Source organism: Pseudomonas sp. PSPC2-3, assembly GCF_049898265.1.
Classification (GTDB): domain Bacteria; phylum Pseudomonadota; class Gammaproteobacteria; order Pseudomonadales; family Pseudomonadaceae; genus Aquipseudomonas; species Aquipseudomonas veronii.
In genome coordinates this window covers 77,636-94,715 of the sequence record NZ_JAFCXJ010000014.1, presented here as the reverse complement: position 1 = coordinate 94,715, position 17,080 = coordinate 77,636, and the positions used below count along the sequence as shown (strand labels likewise).

Annotated in this window: 17 protein-coding genes and 1 pseudogene; 9 read left to right on the top strand and 9 right to left on the bottom strand. The window is 53.5% G+C overall.

What is annotated here, in order from left to right; all coding sequences use genetic code 11:
* Positions 1 to 6: 6 nt before the first annotated feature.
* On the bottom strand, positions 7 to 954 hold the full coding sequence (locus ACP7E3_RS28990; RefSeq protein ID WP_009682457.1) for a LysR family transcriptional regulator: 948 nt from the start codon (positions 952 to 954) through the stop codon (positions 7 to 9).
* Between the two features lie 305 nt (positions 955 to 1,259).
* Between ACP7E3_RS28990 and ACP7E3_RS28985 the strand changes: the two genes are divergently transcribed.
* The 5 genes from ACP7E3_RS28985 (at position 1,260) to ACP7E3_RS28965 (ending at position 6,855) form a co-directional block, all read left to right on the top strand.
* Complete coding sequence (locus tag ACP7E3_RS28985) at positions 1,260 to 2,408, top strand: hypothetical protein (RefSeq protein WP_232247636.1); 1,149 nt, start codon at positions 1,260 to 1,262, stop codon at positions 2,406 to 2,408.
* Between the two features lie 52 nt (positions 2,409 to 2,460).
* Complete coding sequence (locus ACP7E3_RS28980) at positions 2,461 to 3,309, top strand: aromatic ring-hydroxylating oxygenase subunit alpha (RefSeq protein WP_009682459.1); 849 nt, start codon at positions 2,461 to 2,463, stop codon at positions 3,307 to 3,309.
* Between the two features lie 23 nt (positions 3,310 to 3,332).
* Positions 3,333 to 5,090 (top strand): Rieske 2Fe-2S domain-containing protein, encoded by a 1,758-nt coding sequence (locus tag ACP7E3_RS28975; protein ID WP_033690311.1) that lies wholly within the window; start codon positions 3,333 to 3,335, stop codon positions 5,088 to 5,090.
* Positions 5,091 to 5,100: 10 nt separating this feature from the next.
* On the top strand, positions 5,101 to 5,745 hold the full coding sequence (locus tag ACP7E3_RS28970; protein ID WP_009682461.1) for a glutathione S-transferase family protein: 645 nt from the start codon (positions 5,101 to 5,103) through the stop codon (positions 5,743 to 5,745).
* 120 nt (positions 5,746 to 5,865) lie between these two features.
* Positions 5,866 to 6,855, top strand: coding sequence for an isopenicillin N synthase family dioxygenase (locus ACP7E3_RS28965; protein WP_009682462.1), 990 nt, complete (start codon positions 5,866 to 5,868; stop codon positions 6,853 to 6,855).
* A gap of 94 nt (positions 6,856 to 6,949) precedes the next feature.
* Here the strand turns inward: ACP7E3_RS28965 and ACP7E3_RS28960 are convergent, their stop codons facing one another.
* Positions 6,950 to 7,750: an outer membrane protein OmpK gene (locus tag ACP7E3_RS28960; protein ID WP_009682463.1), complete on the bottom strand. Its 801-nt coding sequence runs from the start codon at positions 7,748 to 7,750 to the stop codon at positions 6,950 to 6,952.
* Positions 7,751 to 8,094: 344 nt separating this feature from the next.
* Entirely contained in the window at positions 8,095 to 9,438 is a 1,344-nt protein-coding gene (locus ACP7E3_RS28955) for a nucleobase:cation symporter-2 family protein (RefSeq protein WP_009682464.1), read from the bottom strand.
* 315 nt (positions 9,439 to 9,753) lie between these two features.
* Between ACP7E3_RS28955 and ACP7E3_RS28950 the strand changes: the two genes are divergently transcribed.
* Positions 9,754 to 10,416 (top strand): GntR family transcriptional regulator, encoded by a 663-nt coding sequence (locus ACP7E3_RS28950; RefSeq protein WP_023662964.1) that lies wholly within the window; start codon positions 9,754 to 9,756, stop codon positions 10,414 to 10,416.
* Between the two features lie 143 nt (positions 10,417 to 10,559).
* Positions 10,560 to 11,494: pseudogene (locus ACP7E3_RS28945) on the top strand (IS5 family transposase); the annotation flags it as partial.
* Here ACP7E3_RS28945 and ACP7E3_RS28940 read toward each other — a convergent pair.
* The gene (locus ACP7E3_RS28940) at positions 11,416 to 12,021 is read right to left on the bottom strand and encodes a heteromeric transposase endonuclease subunit TnsA (RefSeq protein WP_228393862.1); all 606 of its coding nucleotides are present in this window, start codon (positions 12,019 to 12,021) and stop codon (positions 11,416 to 11,418) included. The pseudogene ACP7E3_RS28945 and the gene ACP7E3_RS28940 overlap by 79 nt on opposite strands.
* Before the next feature lie 399 nt (positions 12,022 to 12,420).
* On the opposite strand from ACP7E3_RS28940, the gene ACP7E3_RS28935 reads away from it, so the two are divergent.
* Positions 12,421 to 12,615 carry a hypothetical protein gene (locus ACP7E3_RS28935; protein WP_009682466.1) on the top strand — a complete coding sequence of 65 codons (195 nt, stop codon included), beginning with the start codon at positions 12,421 to 12,423 and terminating at the stop codon, positions 12,613 to 12,615.
* A 49-nt stretch (positions 12,616 to 12,664) separates the two neighbouring features.
* Here the strand turns inward: ACP7E3_RS28935 and ACP7E3_RS28930 are convergent, their stop codons facing one another.
* From ACP7E3_RS28930 to ACP7E3_RS28920, 3 genes are all read right to left on the bottom strand, one after another.
* Positions 12,665 to 12,865, bottom strand: coding sequence for a hypothetical protein (locus ACP7E3_RS28930; protein ID WP_031325683.1), 201 nt, complete (start codon positions 12,863 to 12,865; stop codon positions 12,665 to 12,667).
* Between the two features lie 17 nt (positions 12,866 to 12,882).
* Positions 12,883 to 13,398: a hypothetical protein gene (locus tag ACP7E3_RS28925; RefSeq protein WP_009682468.1), complete on the bottom strand. Its 516-nt coding sequence runs from the start codon at positions 13,396 to 13,398 to the stop codon at positions 12,883 to 12,885.
* Between the two features lie 141 nt (positions 13,399 to 13,539).
* Complete coding sequence (locus ACP7E3_RS28920; protein WP_009682469.1) at positions 13,540 to 14,301, bottom strand: hypothetical protein; 762 nt, start codon at positions 14,299 to 14,301, stop codon at positions 13,540 to 13,542.
* A 190-nt stretch (positions 14,302 to 14,491) separates the two neighbouring features.
* On the opposite strand from ACP7E3_RS28920, the gene ligD reads away from it, so the two are divergent.
* The gene (ligD, locus tag ACP7E3_RS28915; RefSeq protein WP_158622667.1) at positions 14,492 to 15,448 is read left to right on the top strand and encodes a non-homologous end-joining DNA ligase; all 957 of its coding nucleotides are present in this window, start codon (positions 14,492 to 14,494) and stop codon (positions 15,446 to 15,448) included.
* 28 nt (positions 15,449 to 15,476) lie between these two features.
* Here the strand turns inward: ligD and ACP7E3_RS28910 are convergent, their stop codons facing one another.
* Both ACP7E3_RS28910 and ACP7E3_RS28905 read right to left on the bottom strand, forming a co-directional pair.
* On the bottom strand, positions 15,477 to 15,656 hold the full coding sequence (locus ACP7E3_RS28910) for a zinc ribbon domain-containing protein (RefSeq protein WP_009682473.1): 180 nt from the start codon (positions 15,654 to 15,656) through the stop codon (positions 15,477 to 15,479).
* A 49-nt stretch (positions 15,657 to 15,705) separates the two neighbouring features.
* Positions 15,706 to 17,079, bottom strand: a complete 1,374-nt coding sequence (locus ACP7E3_RS28905) for a hypothetical protein (RefSeq protein WP_009682474.1) — start codon at positions 17,077 to 17,079, stop codon at positions 15,706 to 15,708.
* Between the last annotated feature and the right edge of the window lies 1 nt (position 17,080).

Genomic DNA, 17,080 nt, shown 5'->3' with positions numbered 1-17,080 from the left:
GCATCGCTAGCCAAGAGTCCTGTAATCAGCGGCTTCTTGGCGCTCGCGGAGCAAAATCTCATCTGCGAGAATTCTGGCAAAGGCATCGACAGCAGTCGGGATATAACGACCTGCCCGCTTATACAACCCAAGATCGCAAAAAATCCCGCCGCCATCCGTTAGCGGCAGCATTTTTAGCAGCTTCGCCTCCATTTGCGCCTCAATACCAAATCTGGTCTGGAAAGCGATGCCACGGCCCCGGAGCACCATCTGCTTAGCAAGCTCGAGTGAGCCAGACTCAATTCGGGCTTTGCCTGGGATATTCGCTGCCTTGAGCAGAGCCGCCAATCGATGGCGAGTCGATAATTCAGGTTTACCCAGGATGAGATCGTAATCGGCGCAAGCACCGAAACTGACTTGTACCCTTGCGCCTAATGCATGTCCTGGGGGCACTATTGCGCCAAGTCGAAAATGCCCGAGGGCTAGCTGCTGAAGTTCTTCGTGTCTGGGCAGCGCAAACGCCAAACCAAGGTCAGCGGCTCCCTCGACGATCGCGTCAGGAATGCGATCAGCACCGCAGAGAGAAACCCCAATAGTCACCCTCGGATAACGCTGATGCATTATCTCCATCACCGTGGGTAAGAGGTCGACCGCTAGCGTCTCTACCGTTACCAGTTCTACATGCCCAGCACGCAGCCCCTCCATGGCGTCAAATTCTGCGCGCAGTCTTTCAACGTCATGCAAAACCACACCGATGTGACGCGCGAATAACTCGCCGGCAGGCGTCAATCGAAGTCCGGAATTGAGTCGATCGAACAGGGGGGCACCAATGTCATCTTCGAGCTTAAGGATCTGACGGTTTACCGCTGATGAGGCGACATTCAAACGCCGCGCGGCTTCGCGGATGGACTCGCAACGGCGGACCATATCGAAGTAAGTGACGGCAACTGAGTGAAACTTTAAACGGCGAGCCATTGTTAATCCCTCAAATCACTATGCGGGCTTAAAGGTCTTCAGCCCAAGCGATGCTAGGGCAAAGACTGGAGGTAGCACGCGTGCGCAAGCAGACATACACCTCACCAGCGCACCAATCTGAATCACAAAAGAAGATTGGCGCACCTCTTTGGCGCTAAAAGCCTCGCCAAGAATCTTCGGACGCTTTCATCAAAAGCTGTCCGACCAGTCAAATAGAGGGCTAGCCCTATCAATCAAGTGAATTGGCACAGGAAGTGCTTTGACATCGGCATAACTGGTATACCAGATTGTGCATCTGGAAAGCCATGAAATTTGATGATGACAGCAAATGGCCTTTGACTCTGGCACACGCGATAGGGGATCAACACATGAAAAAGATGTTCAAGCTGGGATGTGCCGGTCTAGGCATTCAAGCGTCATCCATGGAGCGGCCAGTTTCCCTGGTCGAACTGCCCATCCTCGAGCAGTTCAAGCTGGTAAAGGAAGCCCAAGTTTGGGATTTCATCGATCGTATTCCGAACAATCGTCAGGAGCTGGACGAGTACATCAAGGGCAGCCAACTCTACGATCTGCCGGTACTGTCGGGCAGTGGCTGCTACACCTTGGGGCTCGATGAGGCAGTCATCAGGGAAAACCTGGATCTCACCGTAGAAGTAGGCGGCAAGTACCACAACTTCATGGTTTGGGCCAAACACAAGGACGGCCACTACGTCACCAATGAGGAAGTGGCTGCCTGCTACCTCGACGCTTATGAATACGCTGCCAAATCTGGGGTCATCATCACCTTCGAAAACCACGTTGACATGTGGTCAGAAGACTACCGGCGAGTGCTGGAAGTAGCCGATCTGGTTGAGACTCGCGGTGTGCCATTCAACATGGCGATGGATTACAGCCACTGCATCTTCAAGATTGAAAATGAGGTCGAGCACGCGGTTTCACAGATGCGCGGAGATAACGAGGCCATTGCGATGCTTGACCCGTTCAATTCCGATAGCTACGCAGATCAATGGCTTAGCCGCAACCTAGTGCACTGGGCGCAGATGCGGCCAGCAGCACCGAACGGCCCATTGAACTGGTGGGGCTTTGAGACTGGCCCTTGGGACGCGAAAGGTATTGACCGCCCAGGTCGATCTATTCAGTACCCATTCGAGCGTCCAGCCAAGGGGGAATGGCACACCGATATGTGGCATGCGCACAAGTTGGCTTGCACCAAAGAAGTGACCCGCAAAGTCATCGATGCGTATCTGCAAAGTGACGACACCTCGCTGTCGCTGATGACCATCGACAACATCAATCTGAACGCCTACGGCCTAGGCTGGAAATACAACATGTTCGCTGACAGCTGCGCCTACGCGAACTTCGTTCGTGAGCTGTATGCCGAGCGTGCGGCTGTCCATCAAGCCCGCAGTGCTGTTTCACCTACCGAATTCGTTGCCCAGTACCGGGCCCAATAACCGTGACTGCCCCGGTCACTCCACGGTGCGCCGGGCTTCAGAAGGCATTTTCATGCACGCAGAAAACAGCTTTGTAATCGACGACTGGTATCCCGTCGGGGCGCTGGCCGAGACAGTCAGCGGCCGGAAATACCACACTCGAATTTTAGGGACGGAGATCTGGTACCAACTTGCAGATGGCACTGTATCCGCCGGGCTGGCAGATAACACGGCGGAGCTAGCGTCCAAGAGCATTTATGGTCTGCTTTGGGTGTCACTAAGCGATAACCCTAGGGACGTCATTGCGATACCGGAGTTCGCGGAAGCGGACCGCAGAGTGGTCAGCGCAGGCTCGATCCGAGTAGCTACGTCAGGACTGAGGGTTATCGAGAACTTTCTCGACATGGCGCATTTTCCGTTTGTTCATACCGACATTCTTGGCGCGGAGCCCCTGACCGAGGTTGCCGCTTACGATGTCGAAATAGATGAAGCGGCTGATGAAATTCGGGCAGTCAATTGTCGTTTCCCGCAGCCCAAGGGGTCAGCAGCTGCGAGCGAGCCGGTGGAGATGCAATACGTCTACCGGATAGCTCGCCCTTTCATTGCCATCCTCTACAAAACATGTGTGATCGATGCCAACCGCTTGGATGTGCTTGGACTTTTCGTGCAGCCGGTGGATCAGGAGAGCAGCATCGCTCACACGATCATGTGCTACCTGGACGACATCAATACCGACAAACAACTGCGCGACTTTCAGCAGCGCATTTTCGGGCAGGACATCATGATCCTGATAAACCAAGTCCCCAAGGCCTTGCCCCTTAATCCAAGACATGAAACCCCCGTGCGAGCGGATGCACTCTCCAGTGCCTATCGACGCTGGCTTAATGACAGAAACGTGACGTTCGGCACCACCCGTGGGTGAGCTGTATTAGCAGGTGATGAGATATGGTTTCGTTGAATCAACAATGGCACGTGATTGCCAGCTCTGAAGACTTGCCGTTCAGGCATGTGTACCAGACACGTCTGCTTGGCCAGGAGCTTGCCGTCTGGCGTGACGACGCAGGTGAAGTAAACGTATGGGAGAATCGTTGCCCACACCGTGGTGTGCGGTTAAGCCTAGGCGTGAATGTCGGCGACCAGCTCAAATGCCAATACCACGGCTGGAAATACGAGAGCGGCTCGGGGCAGTGCTCCTTTGTACCGGCACATCCCGGCGCAAAACCTAGCACTGCATGCGTTCGCACGTTCCAGTGTACGGAGGTGAACGGTGTAGTTTTTGCTCGGCTTGAGGCCGCTGGATCTGAACACAAACCGAACAACTCTGCACCGATCGATGCAGCCGTAGCGAGCAACCTACGCAGTCATACTGTTCCCATGAGCGCCACTGCAGCCGCAGGCTTGCTCAAAGAAGCAGCAACGTTATTCGCTCCTGTTTTGGGCAGTTCTACCGATGGGGTTCAGGTGCTGGCCACCGGCCTTATTATAGACCTGAAGTGCGCAGGCCTTTTGGACACCCTACGGCTGTTCGTGCAGCCGGAGTCGGATGGACGAGCAGTAATTCATGCTCGCCTTTTCTCTAACCAACCCGTGTCCTTAGAGCGTAAGTCGACTTTCATTGATATTCTGGGAAATTTGTTCTTGCCCGCGCGGGAGAGCACTAGCAACGTCGCGGCTCCCCCTGTCCGACTAATTGCATCTGATGCCGTACCAGTGGCGGCAACACGCAAGGCTACAGCGAACCACCAGTTCTGGTGCACCGTGACGTCACGTCGTAGTGAAACTCCGGACATTGACTCTTATTGGCTCACGCCTGACGAGCCACAACAATTCGATCTCGAACCGGGAATGCATGTCAGCGTGCTCACGCCCTCCCGACACCTACGCCAGTATTCTTTAGTGAACACCCCGGAGGAACGGGACGTGCTGGTGATCGGAGTCAAGCATGAAGTGAACTCACGAGGCGGCTCGCGCAGCATGCACGCTGATGTGCACGTCGGCACCAAAATCCTGGTCTCACTACCACGAAACCAGTTCATCCTACAGCCGCCTGGCCGCACACCATTGCTGATCGCGGGTGGCATTGGGGTCACACCGATCTTGGCGATGGCTTTGCATCTGCAGTACGTAGGGCGCCCCTATGGTTTTCATTACCTGGCGCGAGGTGAGCAACATATCGCCTTCCCGGATCGAATCGCTACCTTGGCCAGTGATCATCCACCTTATCTAGGATTGGATGTCCTTGGGACCCAACGAACGATCACTGAACTGCTGCAGTCGGTGGATAGCGACAAGCACGATGTGTACGTTTGTGGTCCACAACAGATGATCGAGTTGGTGGCTACAGTTGCTCAGCAAGCGGGGTTTACCCCAGAGCAGATTCACTTCGAGTACTTTGGTCTGACGCCTTCCACAGGCTCAGGCCCCGCCACCACAACGACCGGGTACCAAGTCGCAATAAATTCTACAGGCCAAGAGTTCACCGTCGAACCAGGGCAAACACTTCTAAAGGCGTGTCTGGATCACGGCATAACAATAGATTACTCCTGCGAGCAAGGCGTCTGCGGGGCTTGCGTCACCCCTGTTATCAGTGGCGATATAAATCATGAAGACGTCTACCTTTCCGCCAAAGAGAAGGAAAGTGGGAAGCTAATCATGCCATGTGTGTCGGGCTGTAATTCCAAGAAGCTGGTGTTGAATATTTAATCGGTGCCCCATGTTAAAACTTTACGATTTCGAGTTGTCTGGCAATTGCTTCAAAGTCCGATTAATGATGTCGATTCTAGGTCTAAAATACAAGACCGAGGTTGTGGAGTTTTACCCAGGGCGGGAACATAAAACCCCAGCATTTCTGAGAATTAATCCGATGGGGCAATTGCCAGTTTTGCAGGATGGTGAAAAAACCATTCGAGACTCCCAGGCGATATTGGTTCATCTCGCTGCGATGTATGACTCGACGCGTCAATGGTATCCGGTCAATCGCCCCGACGTGCTTGGAGATATCCAGATCTGGCTAGCATTCGCGGACAGTTTGACTGGGTCCATCTCAGCTGCTCGGTTGCACGAGCTTTTCATGTACGACTTCGATGCTGAGAGTTGCCGCTCTCGCGCTTACGATCTGCTGAATGTAATGGATAAGCATCTTTGGATGCAGCGTCAACAGGGCTTCAATTATTTATGCCCGTTGGCACATGCGACTGTGGCTGACATTGCCTGTTTTCCGTATGTAGCGATGGCCGACGAAGCAGGACTATGCCTGCAAGATTATCCCTCCGTACGTTTGTGGCTGGATGCAGTCAAGCGAGTTCCTGGATTTACAGTAATGTCGGGGATTTTCCCAGCAGGAGACGCACCGCACTAATCAGGATTGGCACTGGGCGAAGCGCCGAGCCGAGCATCGGCGCCCGAAAATTCGTGCCGAACCGATTCAATTTGAAACGCTGCCTTGCTACTAAAACATTTGGCTGAATGAGGCTTGGAAATGGTCATTTACACCCCGCCATCAGTGGCAAAAAACATTCCTGTTATCGATTTGCTCGACAGCTTTTCTCACGATATTGAAAAACGCAAGGCAGTAGCTTGGGAAATTCATAAAGCTGCTCGACAGACTGGTTTTTTTTACATTAAAAACCACGGCGTTCCGTTAGAGCTGCAACAGGCGCAATTCGCGGTGGCCAAAGATTATTTCCGAACTCCGCTTGAAGATAAGATGCGAATTAACTCTAAGAAATCGAGTTGTCTGCGTGGCTATGAGCCTATCGCGGCACAAACCTTGGACGAGGGTTCGCCACCCGATTTGAAGGAAGGGTTCCTTTTGGGGCGAGAGCTAACCGAGGCGCATCCCCATGTTCAGCGCAAGACTCCTTACCATGGCCCCAATCAATGGCCAGAAGGGAATCCACGTTTTCGTCAGCATACCGAAGATTACATGCAGTACATGGATCTACTCGGCCGTAGGCTGGTTCGCTTACTCGCGCTATCACTGCAACTGCCTGAAGACTTTTTCGACGAAGGTCTCAAGGAACCAATGATCATCACTCGGATGCTTCACTATCCAAGTCAGCCGGCCGATGCTCGTGAAAATCAGCTGGGTGCCGGCGCACACACCGACTGGGGTCTAATCACTCTCCTGCTGCAGGATGAAGTGGGTGGTCTGGAGGTACGTAATGCCGACGGGGAATGGCTGAAAGCCCCCTACATTGATGGTACTTTCGTTGTGAATCTGGGCGACATGGTTCCGTTGCTAACGGATGGCCTGTATCACTCCACCATGCATCGGGTCTTCAACGCGAGACAAGACGCCGCGCGTTACTCGATTCCTACCTTCTTTGACCTGGATTACTACTACGAGGTCGAAGTAGTACCGTCACTTCGCAAGCCTGACACTACCTACCCGGCACCTATCACGGTTGGGGGGCACATTGCTGCGATGTTCGACAAGACGTTCGGCGTCACCAAAGCCACGGTATAATCACTCGCCGGAATGCAAAGGCCACCCTCGGGTGGCCTTTTTAATTTCTGGCTCTGCCAACTATAAATGGCGAACTACCAGCCCGCCACTATAGTTAAAAATAGTATTTCACAATCAGGCTTGTCACATTCTGATTGGTATTGAACTCCTTGGTACTCTTAATGGCGTACTTGTTAGACCAATTATTATACTCGATACCTGCATAGAAGTGCTTCGCTTTATAGCCTAGATACTTGCCAATGTCATATTTTACCTGGGGATTGAAGAGCAAATTGCGATGGTAGCTCCCCTTGTTATTGACTACCCAGTCCAAATAACCATCGATAACTAGATCGGAGCGTCCCATCGGAATCGTATAAGCCCAGCTTGGAGTAATCTGCCATTGACCAGAGGGCGCGGCGCCGCCATCTGGCTTGCGGTAATAGAAATTTATCTGGAAATAATCGAATCCTGGAAGAGCGAGATCAAATCCCGGGCCTAGTAGATAATTGACCTGATCGTGTGAACCGTTCCGGTCGTTCTTATCCCATTCAATGCTTGTTGCGATTAGCACATCCTTGATCGGACCAAAGGCAAGGTTGCTGTTGAACATTTTGCCAAGTGAAAGACGCGGCGCCGTCTCACTGTAGATAGAATGATGCCCGTCATTGTAGGTCCCACCTCCTGGATACCAGTTGTTATCAATGAAAAAATACACGTCGCCCCACGACCAATCGCTAAAATGTTCATAGGTGATGGTCTGAACAGTCTTGGCATCGACTTTGAACTCTTTACCATATTGGTATGTAAGGCTGTCGCTATGCCAATTCATGTCTGCAAATGCAGATAGTGGGAGACAAGTGATACCCAGCAGCCCAGCAGAGCCTACCGCAGCGACCAACTTATTAACTTCCATCTTACCTCCAATATATAAAACTGACCGAGCGATCAGCTATTTATACATAGCAAGTATGGGGCCAGCCAAACACTCTATTGCGCAGATTTTACCGACGAAATCAACACATAAAAAAATCTTTTGCGCTGTGTGAGAGCATATAAATAAATGGCGGCGTATTACGGTGCGGGATAATCTCTCTCTTGCAACGTGATGGTGCGGCCGCGCCCCATAATAATCGGGAGTTTCAGAGGCAAAAAAAAGCGACCGATAACGGTCGCTAAGCGCAATCCTGACCTGGGAGCATTAAGGCAGGTACCACTTCATATTTTCTAAAACATTTATCAACATTACTGAGTTCTACTTTATAGAGTTTGCGATTGAGCAGGAGTTGATTCGGATCCTTGACGCATTGGTTTCGCAGCTACTCCATTGAAGAACAAATTAAGGAGAGTGGCGACGATCGCGGTTAGTAGAATAGGACTTTCAAGAATAGGCCCTAACGCAGACGGTAACTTATTGAAGAATTGCGGAGACACTACCGGCAGCAGGCCTACCGCAAGGCTGATCGCCACTATATAAAGGTTGCCCACTTTCTTGAAGTCTACCCGAGCCAAGACCTTCATCCCGCTAGCAGTCACCATGCCGAACATTACAATGCCCGCACCACCCAACACAAAAGGAGGTATGGAGGCGACGAAATACGCGACCTTCGGAAATAACCCAAGCACAATCAGTATCATTCCGGCAAAAGCGCAAACCCAACGGCTCCGTACCCCGGTGATACTCACCAGGCCTATGTTCTGCGCATAGGAGGTGTAAGGGAACGTGTTGAATATGCCGCCAATCATAGTGCCTGCAGCATCAGCACGAAAACCCCGAACCAGCGTTCGCTCGTCCATTGGTTTCTCTACTATCTCGCCTAGGGCGATGAACATTCCGGTGGACTCGATGAAGGTGACCAGCATCACGATGCACATGGCTGCGATTGGCCAGATATGGAAGGTCGGTATGCCGAAATGAAAGGGCTTGATAAGCCCGAACACTGGTGCTTCCTGAATCCCCTCCAGGCTTACTAAACCCGCCACCGCAGCCACTGCGAACCCAAATACTAGCCCTAGAAGTACAGATATGTTATTCAGAAAACCCTTGGCATACCGCACAATTAGCAGAATACAGACCAACACTGCGGCAGCGATTCCAAGGTAGAGAGGTCGACCAAAGTCCGGATTCCCAAAGCCGCCGCCAGACCAAGCGGCAGCTACGGACATTAGCGAAAGTCCTACTGCGACGATCTCTGTTCCCGTCACCACGGGCGGGAAAAAACGCAGGAGTTTCCCCACCAATGGCGCGACAGCCAAGCCGAACAAACCAGCAGCGATGGTAGCCCCAAAGATTCCCGACAAGCCCACTGTAGCGTCGGAACCGATTGCAATCATGGGGCCAATAGCTGTGAACGTTACCCCCATCATTACAGGCATGCGAATACCTATTGGCCCCACACCTAACGCTTGAATGATCGTGACGATCCCGCACGCGAATAGGTCGGCGTTGATTAGAAAAGCGATGTCGGCCTTAGACAATCCAAGCGCCGCACCCAGCACCAATGGAATCGCCACGGCACCGGCGTACATCACCATTACGTGCTGGCATGCCATTAAGAGCATTGAAATGAAGCGCGCATTATTTCTAGGTGGAGAGTTCTTCATACAGACCTGCGCTGTGGGGCTCCTTGCTTATGGCAACTGGCTGGAGCTAGTAGTCGAAGTAGACACTGAAATGCCAGATTGGATATCTGGTATACCAGTAGCCATCTGACGCAAGCATCCTTCATGCCAGATCCACAAGCTGTCTCGGTGATCAGGTTTCTGAGGGCTGCGCCGGGATTTTATGTTGGGCTTTTCGACCAAAACGCCCCTTTTCGGACCATTTTCTGCGGAGGCTCCCCAAGACAGTGCCAATCCCGCCGGAGAAGGCGGTGTGATAGGCTACCCGGCTGCTAACTTCCATTGATAGCTGGTGCCATGCTCACTCAAAAAATTGTTTCCGCTATTTCAGACGCCATCTATCATCGCCGACTACCGCCAGGGACCAAGCTGAACGAGCGGGACATCGCTGAGCTGTTCGAAGTAAGCCGCACCGTTGTAAGGCAAGCGTTGATACGCTTGTCACAGGATCGGCTGGTAGTGGTCTCGCCTAAACGCTCCTCAACAGTTGCCTGCCCCACCTTCGATGACGCCTACCAGCTGTATCAAATGCTGCTGGTCATGGAAAGTGGGGTCATTGACCAGTTGACCCGCAGCATCAGTGAAAAAGATCTAGAAACTTTACGGGCTCATACCCTGAAGGAGCGAGTTGCCTTCGAAAACCACGACCACGATCTTGGCGACCAGCTTGGCCGGCAGTTTCACTCGCTACTCATTTCGTTTCTGCAGAACGACATCCTGAATCAAATCCATACCCAGCTTCGACGCCAAGAAGCGCTTATCAATGCCTTGTACCGTTCAGGATTCGACTACTGTCAGCTACGAAATGAGCATTCCCGTCTGGTCGACTGCCTCGAACTTAAAGATGGCGAATCGGCTAAGGCCCTGCTGGCCTCGCACTACAACCTGGTCATTAAGGGCTACAAGTTCGACACCGCAGTGCCCCCAGAAATCGACCTGAAATCGGTACTTGGTTTGTAGCGACGGAGGGTGTTGACGCTGCATCCACCCCCACAAGTTTTTCACTAGGCAGGGTGTTTAGGGACTCTCCGATCAAGTCAGCACAGGCAGCCGGACCTGTGCTGAAATAGCGCTCCGTTCATCCACGCCAAGAAGTCTTGCCCATGAGTCAGATGAGCTTCTCCGATTTCGAATATGCCGGTAAGCGCAAGCAAACCCGTCGTGAGCGTTTCCTGGCCGAGATGGAACAGGTCGTACCGTGGAGCGGACTGGTCGCATTGATCGAGCCGCATTACCCAAAGGCAGGTGGCGGTCGCAAACCCTATCCATTGGAAACCATGCTGCGCATTCATCTGCTGCAAAACTGGTTTTCACTGAGCGACCCCGCTATGGAGGAAGCGTTGTACGAGATCACCTCGATGCGCCAGTTCGCTCGACTGACGCTCAGCGCCCCGATCCCCGAAGACACGACGATCATGAACTTCCGGCATCTGCTGGAGAAGCACCAGTTGGCGGCGTGTATTCTGGAAACCATCAACGCGTACCTGCGAGACAAAGGCTTGTCGCTGCGCCAGGGCACGATCGTCGATGCCACGATCATCCACGCCCCCAGTTCGACCAAGAATAAGGAAGGCAAACGCGACCCGGAAATGCACCAGACGAAGAAAGGCAACCAGTACTTCTTCGGCATGAAGGCGCATATTGGTGCCGATGCTGAGTCGGGCCTGGTACATCACGTTCACGGCACTGCCGCGAACGTAGCTGACGTGACGGAGGTCGCTCAGCTACTGCATGGCGAAGAGAATGTCGTCTGTGCGGATGCGGGCTACACAGGCGTGGAAAAGCGGCCTGAACACGAGGGGCGCCAGGTGATATGGCAATCGCTGCCCGCCGCAGCACCTACAAACACTTGAGTAAACGCAGCGTACTATACAAAGCCAAGCGCAAGATCGAAAAGGCCAAGGCGCAAGTACGTGCGAAAGTGGAGCACCCGTTCCGGGTGATCCAACGCCAGTTCGGCTATGTGAAGACTCGCTTTCGCGGCTTGGCCAAGAACACGGCGCAACTGACCACGCTATTTGCGCTGTCGAATCTGTGGAGCTCGCTCGTCATGCTTAACGGAATATTCAGGTCGCAACAAACGACGCCCTTTGCGATCAGGTTCCACAACACGGGGATCAGCTCACCGCGCTGCTTGGGATCAGGAGCAAGCATTCCAAGGAGGTTGCCCACACTGATCAAGTTGTAGCTTTCAAATACACCCACGACTTGGGCGCGCTGAAGCGGGCCAGGCTCTCGGCTTCGAAACGGCCAAAGAAATTTGACGTTATCCAGATATGGCGTGCGGATTTCCCGTTCCGTGTAGACCTCAAAACGCCACCCGCGCTCAGCGCAGTACGATTTTGCCGCGCGAAATTTGGGCAACAGGTTTCGCCACTGCTCGCGAAAATTCGCTCGGTATTTGACCTCATAAAGGATTGGCGGCGGTGATGACGCCGATTCCTGGAATGTGATGAGGCCGTCGGGCGTGTACGACCGCTCCTCACCGGCATCGCCCTTGTATTCGATCCTAACGGGCTGAGGTAGGAAGCTGCTGACGCGGCGATCGAAGCGGACAAGCTCCATTAGGTCGCGCTCGAGGGTCGATTCAAACCGACCCATCAGCGGTACGATGCCTGTGACGCTACGACCGCTAACGCCGATGCTGCGGACCGGCAAAGTGGGCAGAGCCTTCTTCATTCTCATTGATCTCTAGAAACTAACCGTATTTTCTCATTTTACGATGTGTTTTACAGCGGCATCGCAGCGAACCTTACCGCACAGTTCTATGACGTTACCGAGGAGGTCGTGGAAGTACATGTACTGCAGCAAACAGCGCTGACTGCGACAGTCGTTGCATCGGCGCCTGGGGGTCATACTTGTACATTTCAAATGGTGCCGGCCCCTGCAGAAACAGCGGCTCCACATGGCTGGCTGATCGCACACACCAGCTGCAAGCCCTAAGCTTGGAGGAGGGCAAGGAACGTGAGTACCCGATTAACCGAAACAGCTACCCACGATGACTGGCAGGAATTTGAGCACGGTGGCCAGCGCTGGTCGTTCAACGCTGATGAGCTCGCCCAGCTCGATGAGGAAGACGGGTTCTTCCACTTCGTGGACTACCACCGACTGAGTAAACCGACAGTGGAACGTGTAGCGGCATTCATCGACAGCATGTGAACCATCAGCCCGCCCAGCGCGGGTTGAACTCAATCAGTGAGCAAGTCAGTTACGACTGGTGTGGATCGGCAGTGATGCGGATGGTTTGCTCCCTTGCCAACACGCGCTCGATGCGTTGAAACAACCCCTGATTCTTTGCCTTGGCTGCTGGGCGCAGCCGATCGGCCTCCTCGATCACAGCCTGCAGTGCTTTTGCTGGATCGGGTTGCTTGCTCGAATAGCCCAACCGTTGCCCAAGGTCGTACCGCAAGTTCTGCGCAGCGCCGTTTACCGCCTGAGTAAGTGTCTCCTCGCCACTCTCGAAACGGTCAAAATCCCGCCCGAATTGCGACGAAAGCCCCCCTCGTAATAGTCTTCCAGGTAGTTGCAGTCGAATAAGGCCAGATGAAGCTCCATGATCTCCAACAATTGCTCAGCTCGCCCGGGAGTCTCATCGGTGACTGAAGGGAAGCGCTTCGCGATCAGCCCGCTGATTGCTACCAAATAGGCTTTACGCGCCTTGTCTTCTCGTTTTTCGAGTTCAACCCGTACCTCTTTTGCCCGCTCAACGTGACGGTTAAGGTCGCGCAGGAGAACTGCAGCCCGCTTAAGCAGGTCGCGGTCCTCCATATCCAGGAGCTCGCTAAGGCCGATACTGGGGGTACTGAGCTGCTCCAGCTGATTGCAGGTAGCAGTGAGCTGGGCCTGCTGGGTTTTGAGGTCACTACCGCTGCTGTATTTGAGCACTTCGAGGACCTGCGCAGAGGTAATACGTCCGTAGAGCGGGGTCGATTTGGTAGCCATACTGGGGCCTCAGATAATCTTAAATGAAGCATCGGCCCAGCCTCGGAGATGGAGAGCGGCTAGGCCAGTTGGGGGGGCAAGCAGAACACCAGCTTACCATGCGAAGGTTCTAGCAAACCGAGCTGCTAAACCGGCGCGAAGTCAGGTCGCATGCTTCTTAGCGCGGCTCAGGTCCTGTACTCGTGAGGCCGAAATGCCTGCGAGTTTGGCCAACAATGAATGGGGGATAACACCCAAGAGGTGGTTGTATCTAACAGCTCTGGATACGCGCTCGTAAGGCTTCACGCCGAGAAAATCACGGCGCTTTTCGATGATGCTGTAAGGGACCCCTACAATGCGGCTGATCTTGGCGATCGACATGCTGTGCAATAGGGATTCGTAACCCAGCAAAGGACCATGGAAGTCCTGCAGAGGGGCTATTTCGATGGGTTGGAGTAGAGGAGCGACTGGCTCGAACCCGAGCGACTCTCTCGCTTGCTGTACGGCATCGAGCGGCACGTCGGACACTCGAGCTATCTCTTGATCACTCACGAAGCCGAAAAGGGGCTTGTAGGCCCTCAGAGGGTGTCCTATGGGTAGGCTTTGCTGCCGCGGTTTGGGCCTAAACACCGGCAGAATTTTTTGGGACTCCCTGTAGACTTTCACCATGTGGGCCGAGACGCCGCATCGAGCTGCAACAGAACGATCCGAGATAACCCCCAGCAAGTGCGTATAAGGAGCGATAGCTTGCGCTACGGTGTAGGGCGGCAATCCATACGCTTCTCTACGGCGTTTGATGGCGTGCCTCGAAGTGCCCACCTGCAGGGACAGGTGAAGATCTTTCATGGTGCCCAGTAGGTGGTCATAGTCCCGTGGTTTACCGATCGCAGCCGGATTTACGATCCTCGGTAGGCTTGCTTCCATTCAATGCTCCAACACTTGCTAAATGCCGCCGGCATTCCGGTAAAAACTCAACTCAGTTACGCGGCAAAAGGAACATGTTAACAGCCCTCAACCTGAGAGTTCATACCATCCTTTGGGCGGACGAGGTGATCTTTCTGACAATCCAGCACTCCACTCTGAAGGGAAATCTCAGTTAGCGAGGTCGCGGATCGTGCAACCACCCAAGGCACCGAATCCGGGTTGGATCGCTCCACAACTGGTGACTTTGACGACTCGGCCTCCGCAAGGCGAATGGAGGTACGAGATCAAGTACGACGGGTATCGCCTTTTAGTCCGGATCGATGGTGACCAGGTGCAGCTTTTTACGAAGAACGGTTTTGACTGGACCGATCGTATGCCACTGCTTACCAAAGACCTAGAACGCCTGGCCGTGCATTCGGCCTGGCTCGATGGTGAGGTCGTGATCCAGGAGGATGACGGTCGACCTGCCTTCCAAGCCCTGCAGTCGGCGTTCGCCTCAAAGGCCACCGATGACCTGGTATATGTGGCCTTTGATTTGCTGTATCTCAATGGTGCGGATCTTAGAGGTGAAGCTGTCGAGCTTAGGCGACAGGTCCTCGAGGCGCTTCTTGAGCATTGCCCAATGGAGCGAGTGCGGTTCTCCGTGACATTGGATGCTGACCCGATGCAATTGCTTGCCAATGCCTGCCGGATGAACTTAGAGGGAATCGTCGGGAAGCGAGACGGTAGCCGATACAGCAGCGCGCGGGACGGTGCCTGGGTGAAGCTCAAGTGTGGCAATCGGCAAGAATTCGTCATAGCCGGCTACACACGGGCTGCAGCCGGCATTGGCTCGCTATTGCTGGGCCTGCATAACGACGATGGTCAGCTGGTCTACGCAGGGAGGGTTCGCTCCGGGATCAGCGAGCGTACCCTAAAGGCTTTACGGGTTGCTCTCGCACCGCTTGCCCAGGATCGCACCCCTCTCATCGACCCGCCCCGTATGGAGCGCGCAGGGGTTGTGTGGCTTGCCCCGCAGCAGGTGTGTGAAGTGAAGTTCGCGGAGATTACCCCGGCCGGCAAGGTTCGGCACGCCGTGTTCGTCGGGTTACGCGACGACAAGCCGGCCGACGCCATCAGCCTGGAAAACGACAGCGAGCTGGACTGAGCGGACAACTTCCTCAGAAGGTTTTCCGTTAGTCGTGTTCGTTGGAGGCCAGCTCAACACCGCCGTCCCACTCGGCCTGGACCTCGGAACCGCACGACGCACAGGCCGTCGTCACCTCGGGCGCAGATTCCGGAAGTTGCAACTGGCCGGCATGCCCACAAGCCTCGCAGCGGTAGACGTACAGCACTATCGGGGCGGTCGTATCCATGGTCACGTTTTCCTATGGTCAGGCGTAGCGCTCAAGCCGGGAATGCAGTTCAAAAATGAATTTGCTTGAACTGCGCGATTTGTCCTTTCTCCAGCATACGGACTGCACCGCTGGTCTGGGGACGTAAATACTTTAGGTCTTTCACATCGATCTTGAGCTTGCGGGCAGCCTCATCCCAATCGGCAGTGGCCAGGTTCAGAAGCAGCAAGGTGCCAGCGTTCTTGATGAAGTCAGAGCTAAAATGTGCTGGGGACTGTCCTGCCAATAGAATGGACAACCCAAACTTACGCATTTCAGTGACGATGATGTTAATAGGATTGCTAACGTCCTCATCGTTAAATTTCTTGGATTCATCCAACACAACAAGGCGCCGCAGCTTTCCACCAGACTCACCTCGTTGCATCATCTCGCGGATGATGGAACGGAGGCGGAAGCGCACGAACATTTTTAGTTCGTCCTCGGATTGAGCCAAAGGTTTCAAATTGTAGCGCCGCACCCTTGCATTACCAAACGGGGGAGGGTTTGGGTTGAAAATGCCAGTAGCGTGAAGATTCTCAAGTCGAGTGATCACACTTAATACAACGTCCTTGCTGTGGTACTTGATGACATCCTCAAACTCATGGCCAGTTTCAATATTATTTAGGAAGGTCATATGTGCCTCGGCTGCTTTGTCTTTTGCCGAATTGAGTCGCTTCTGCTGTGCCTCCATATCTGCATCATCGCCTCGCGCTTTTGCTTTTGCGAGTTCAGTACGCCTTTTGTTCACCGCCGACATGCACCTGCAATATTCCTCAAAACAGCTCAAGGCTTTTTTTCCATCGCCACTGTCGTCCACCCCCATCCAAAGTGAACGCAGCTTTCGTTTCGCAAGCCGGATCACATCAGGTAGCGTAGGGTAAACACCACGGAGGTCATTCCACTGCTTTGTCTGAATTAAGTGGCGAATTTCATCCTCGGTCGCTTCACGCCGCACCCAGGTACGAGGATCACCAGGCAGTATGCCGCGGGCGGTGTACGCATCTGTTAGCAAATGCCGAAGCACACCTTCCTGATTACCGCCGAGCTTTCTTGAGGTTGAATTGATCGACTCAATGACGTCATTCACTGCGCGACGAACACCGCCATAATGCGGATCAGTATTTAGAATGAGCGGGTTGAACCCGTAGCGTGATGACTCACTAAACATGACGGTCTCTGTGCCAGGGATCTCGATATCACCGTGATAGTCGAAGATGTCGATTTCGATCTCTTCATTCATGTTCGTCACGAACTCGCGAATCCAATGAGTTTTACCAGCACCGGATGTCCCGGCAACACCAACATGGTGATTCGAAACTCGGTCCTCTGACCAAACAACAGGTAACTCAACGTTATCTTTTTTGAGTTTCCAGTAGTCGTTCCCCAATTTGATAGCTGTGGACATA

Bases quoted from the DNA above. Each gene is read 5' to 3' on its own strand.
- ACP7E3_RS28990 (WP_009682457.1), bottom strand. From the start codon at position 954: ATGGCTCGCCGTTTAAAGTTTCACTCAGTTGCCGTCACTTACTTCGAT.
- ACP7E3_RS28985 (WP_232247636.1), top strand. From the start codon at position 1,260: ATGAAATTTGATGATGACAGCAAATGGCCTTTGACTCTGGCACACGCG.
- ACP7E3_RS28980 (WP_009682459.1), top strand. From the start codon at position 2,461: ATGCACGCAGAAAACAGCTTTGTAATCGACGACTGGTATCCCGTCGGG.
- ACP7E3_RS28975 (WP_033690311.1), top strand. From the start codon at position 3,333: ATGGTTTCGTTGAATCAACAATGGCACGTGATTGCCAGCTCTGAAGAC.
- ACP7E3_RS28970 (WP_009682461.1), top strand. From the start codon at position 5,101: ATGTTAAAACTTTACGATTTCGAGTTGTCTGGCAATTGCTTCAAAGTC.
- ACP7E3_RS28965 (WP_009682462.1), top strand. From the start codon at position 5,866: ATGGTCATTTACACCCCGCCATCAGTGGCAAAAAACATTCCTGTTATC.
- ACP7E3_RS28960 (WP_009682463.1), bottom strand. From the start codon at position 7,750: ATGGAAGTTAATAAGTTGGTCGCTGCGGTAGGCTCTGCTGGGCTGCTG.
- ACP7E3_RS28955 (WP_009682464.1), bottom strand. From the start codon at position 9,438: ATGAAGAACTCTCCACCTAGAAATAATGCGCGCTTCATTTCAATGCTC.
- ACP7E3_RS28950 (WP_023662964.1), top strand. From the start codon at position 9,754: ATGCTCACTCAAAAAATTGTTTCCGCTATTTCAGACGCCATCTATCAT.
- ACP7E3_RS28940 (WP_228393862.1), bottom strand. From the start codon at position 12,021: ATGGAGCTTGTCCGCTTCGATCGCCGCGTCAGCAGCTTCCTACCTCAG.
- ACP7E3_RS28925 (WP_009682468.1), bottom strand. From the start codon at position 13,398: ATGGCTACCAAATCGACCCCGCTCTACGGACGTATTACCTCTGCGCAG.
- ACP7E3_RS28920 (WP_009682469.1), bottom strand. From the start codon at position 14,301: ATGGAAGCAAGCCTACCGAGGATCGTAAATCCGGCTGCGATCGGTAAA.
- ACP7E3_RS28910 (WP_009682473.1), bottom strand. From the start codon at position 15,656: ATGGATACGACCGCCCCGATAGTGCTGTACGTCTACCGCTGCGAGGCT.
- ACP7E3_RS28905 (WP_009682474.1), bottom strand. From the start codon at position 17,079: ATGTCCACAGCTATCAAATTGGGGAACGACTACTGGAAACTCAAAAAA.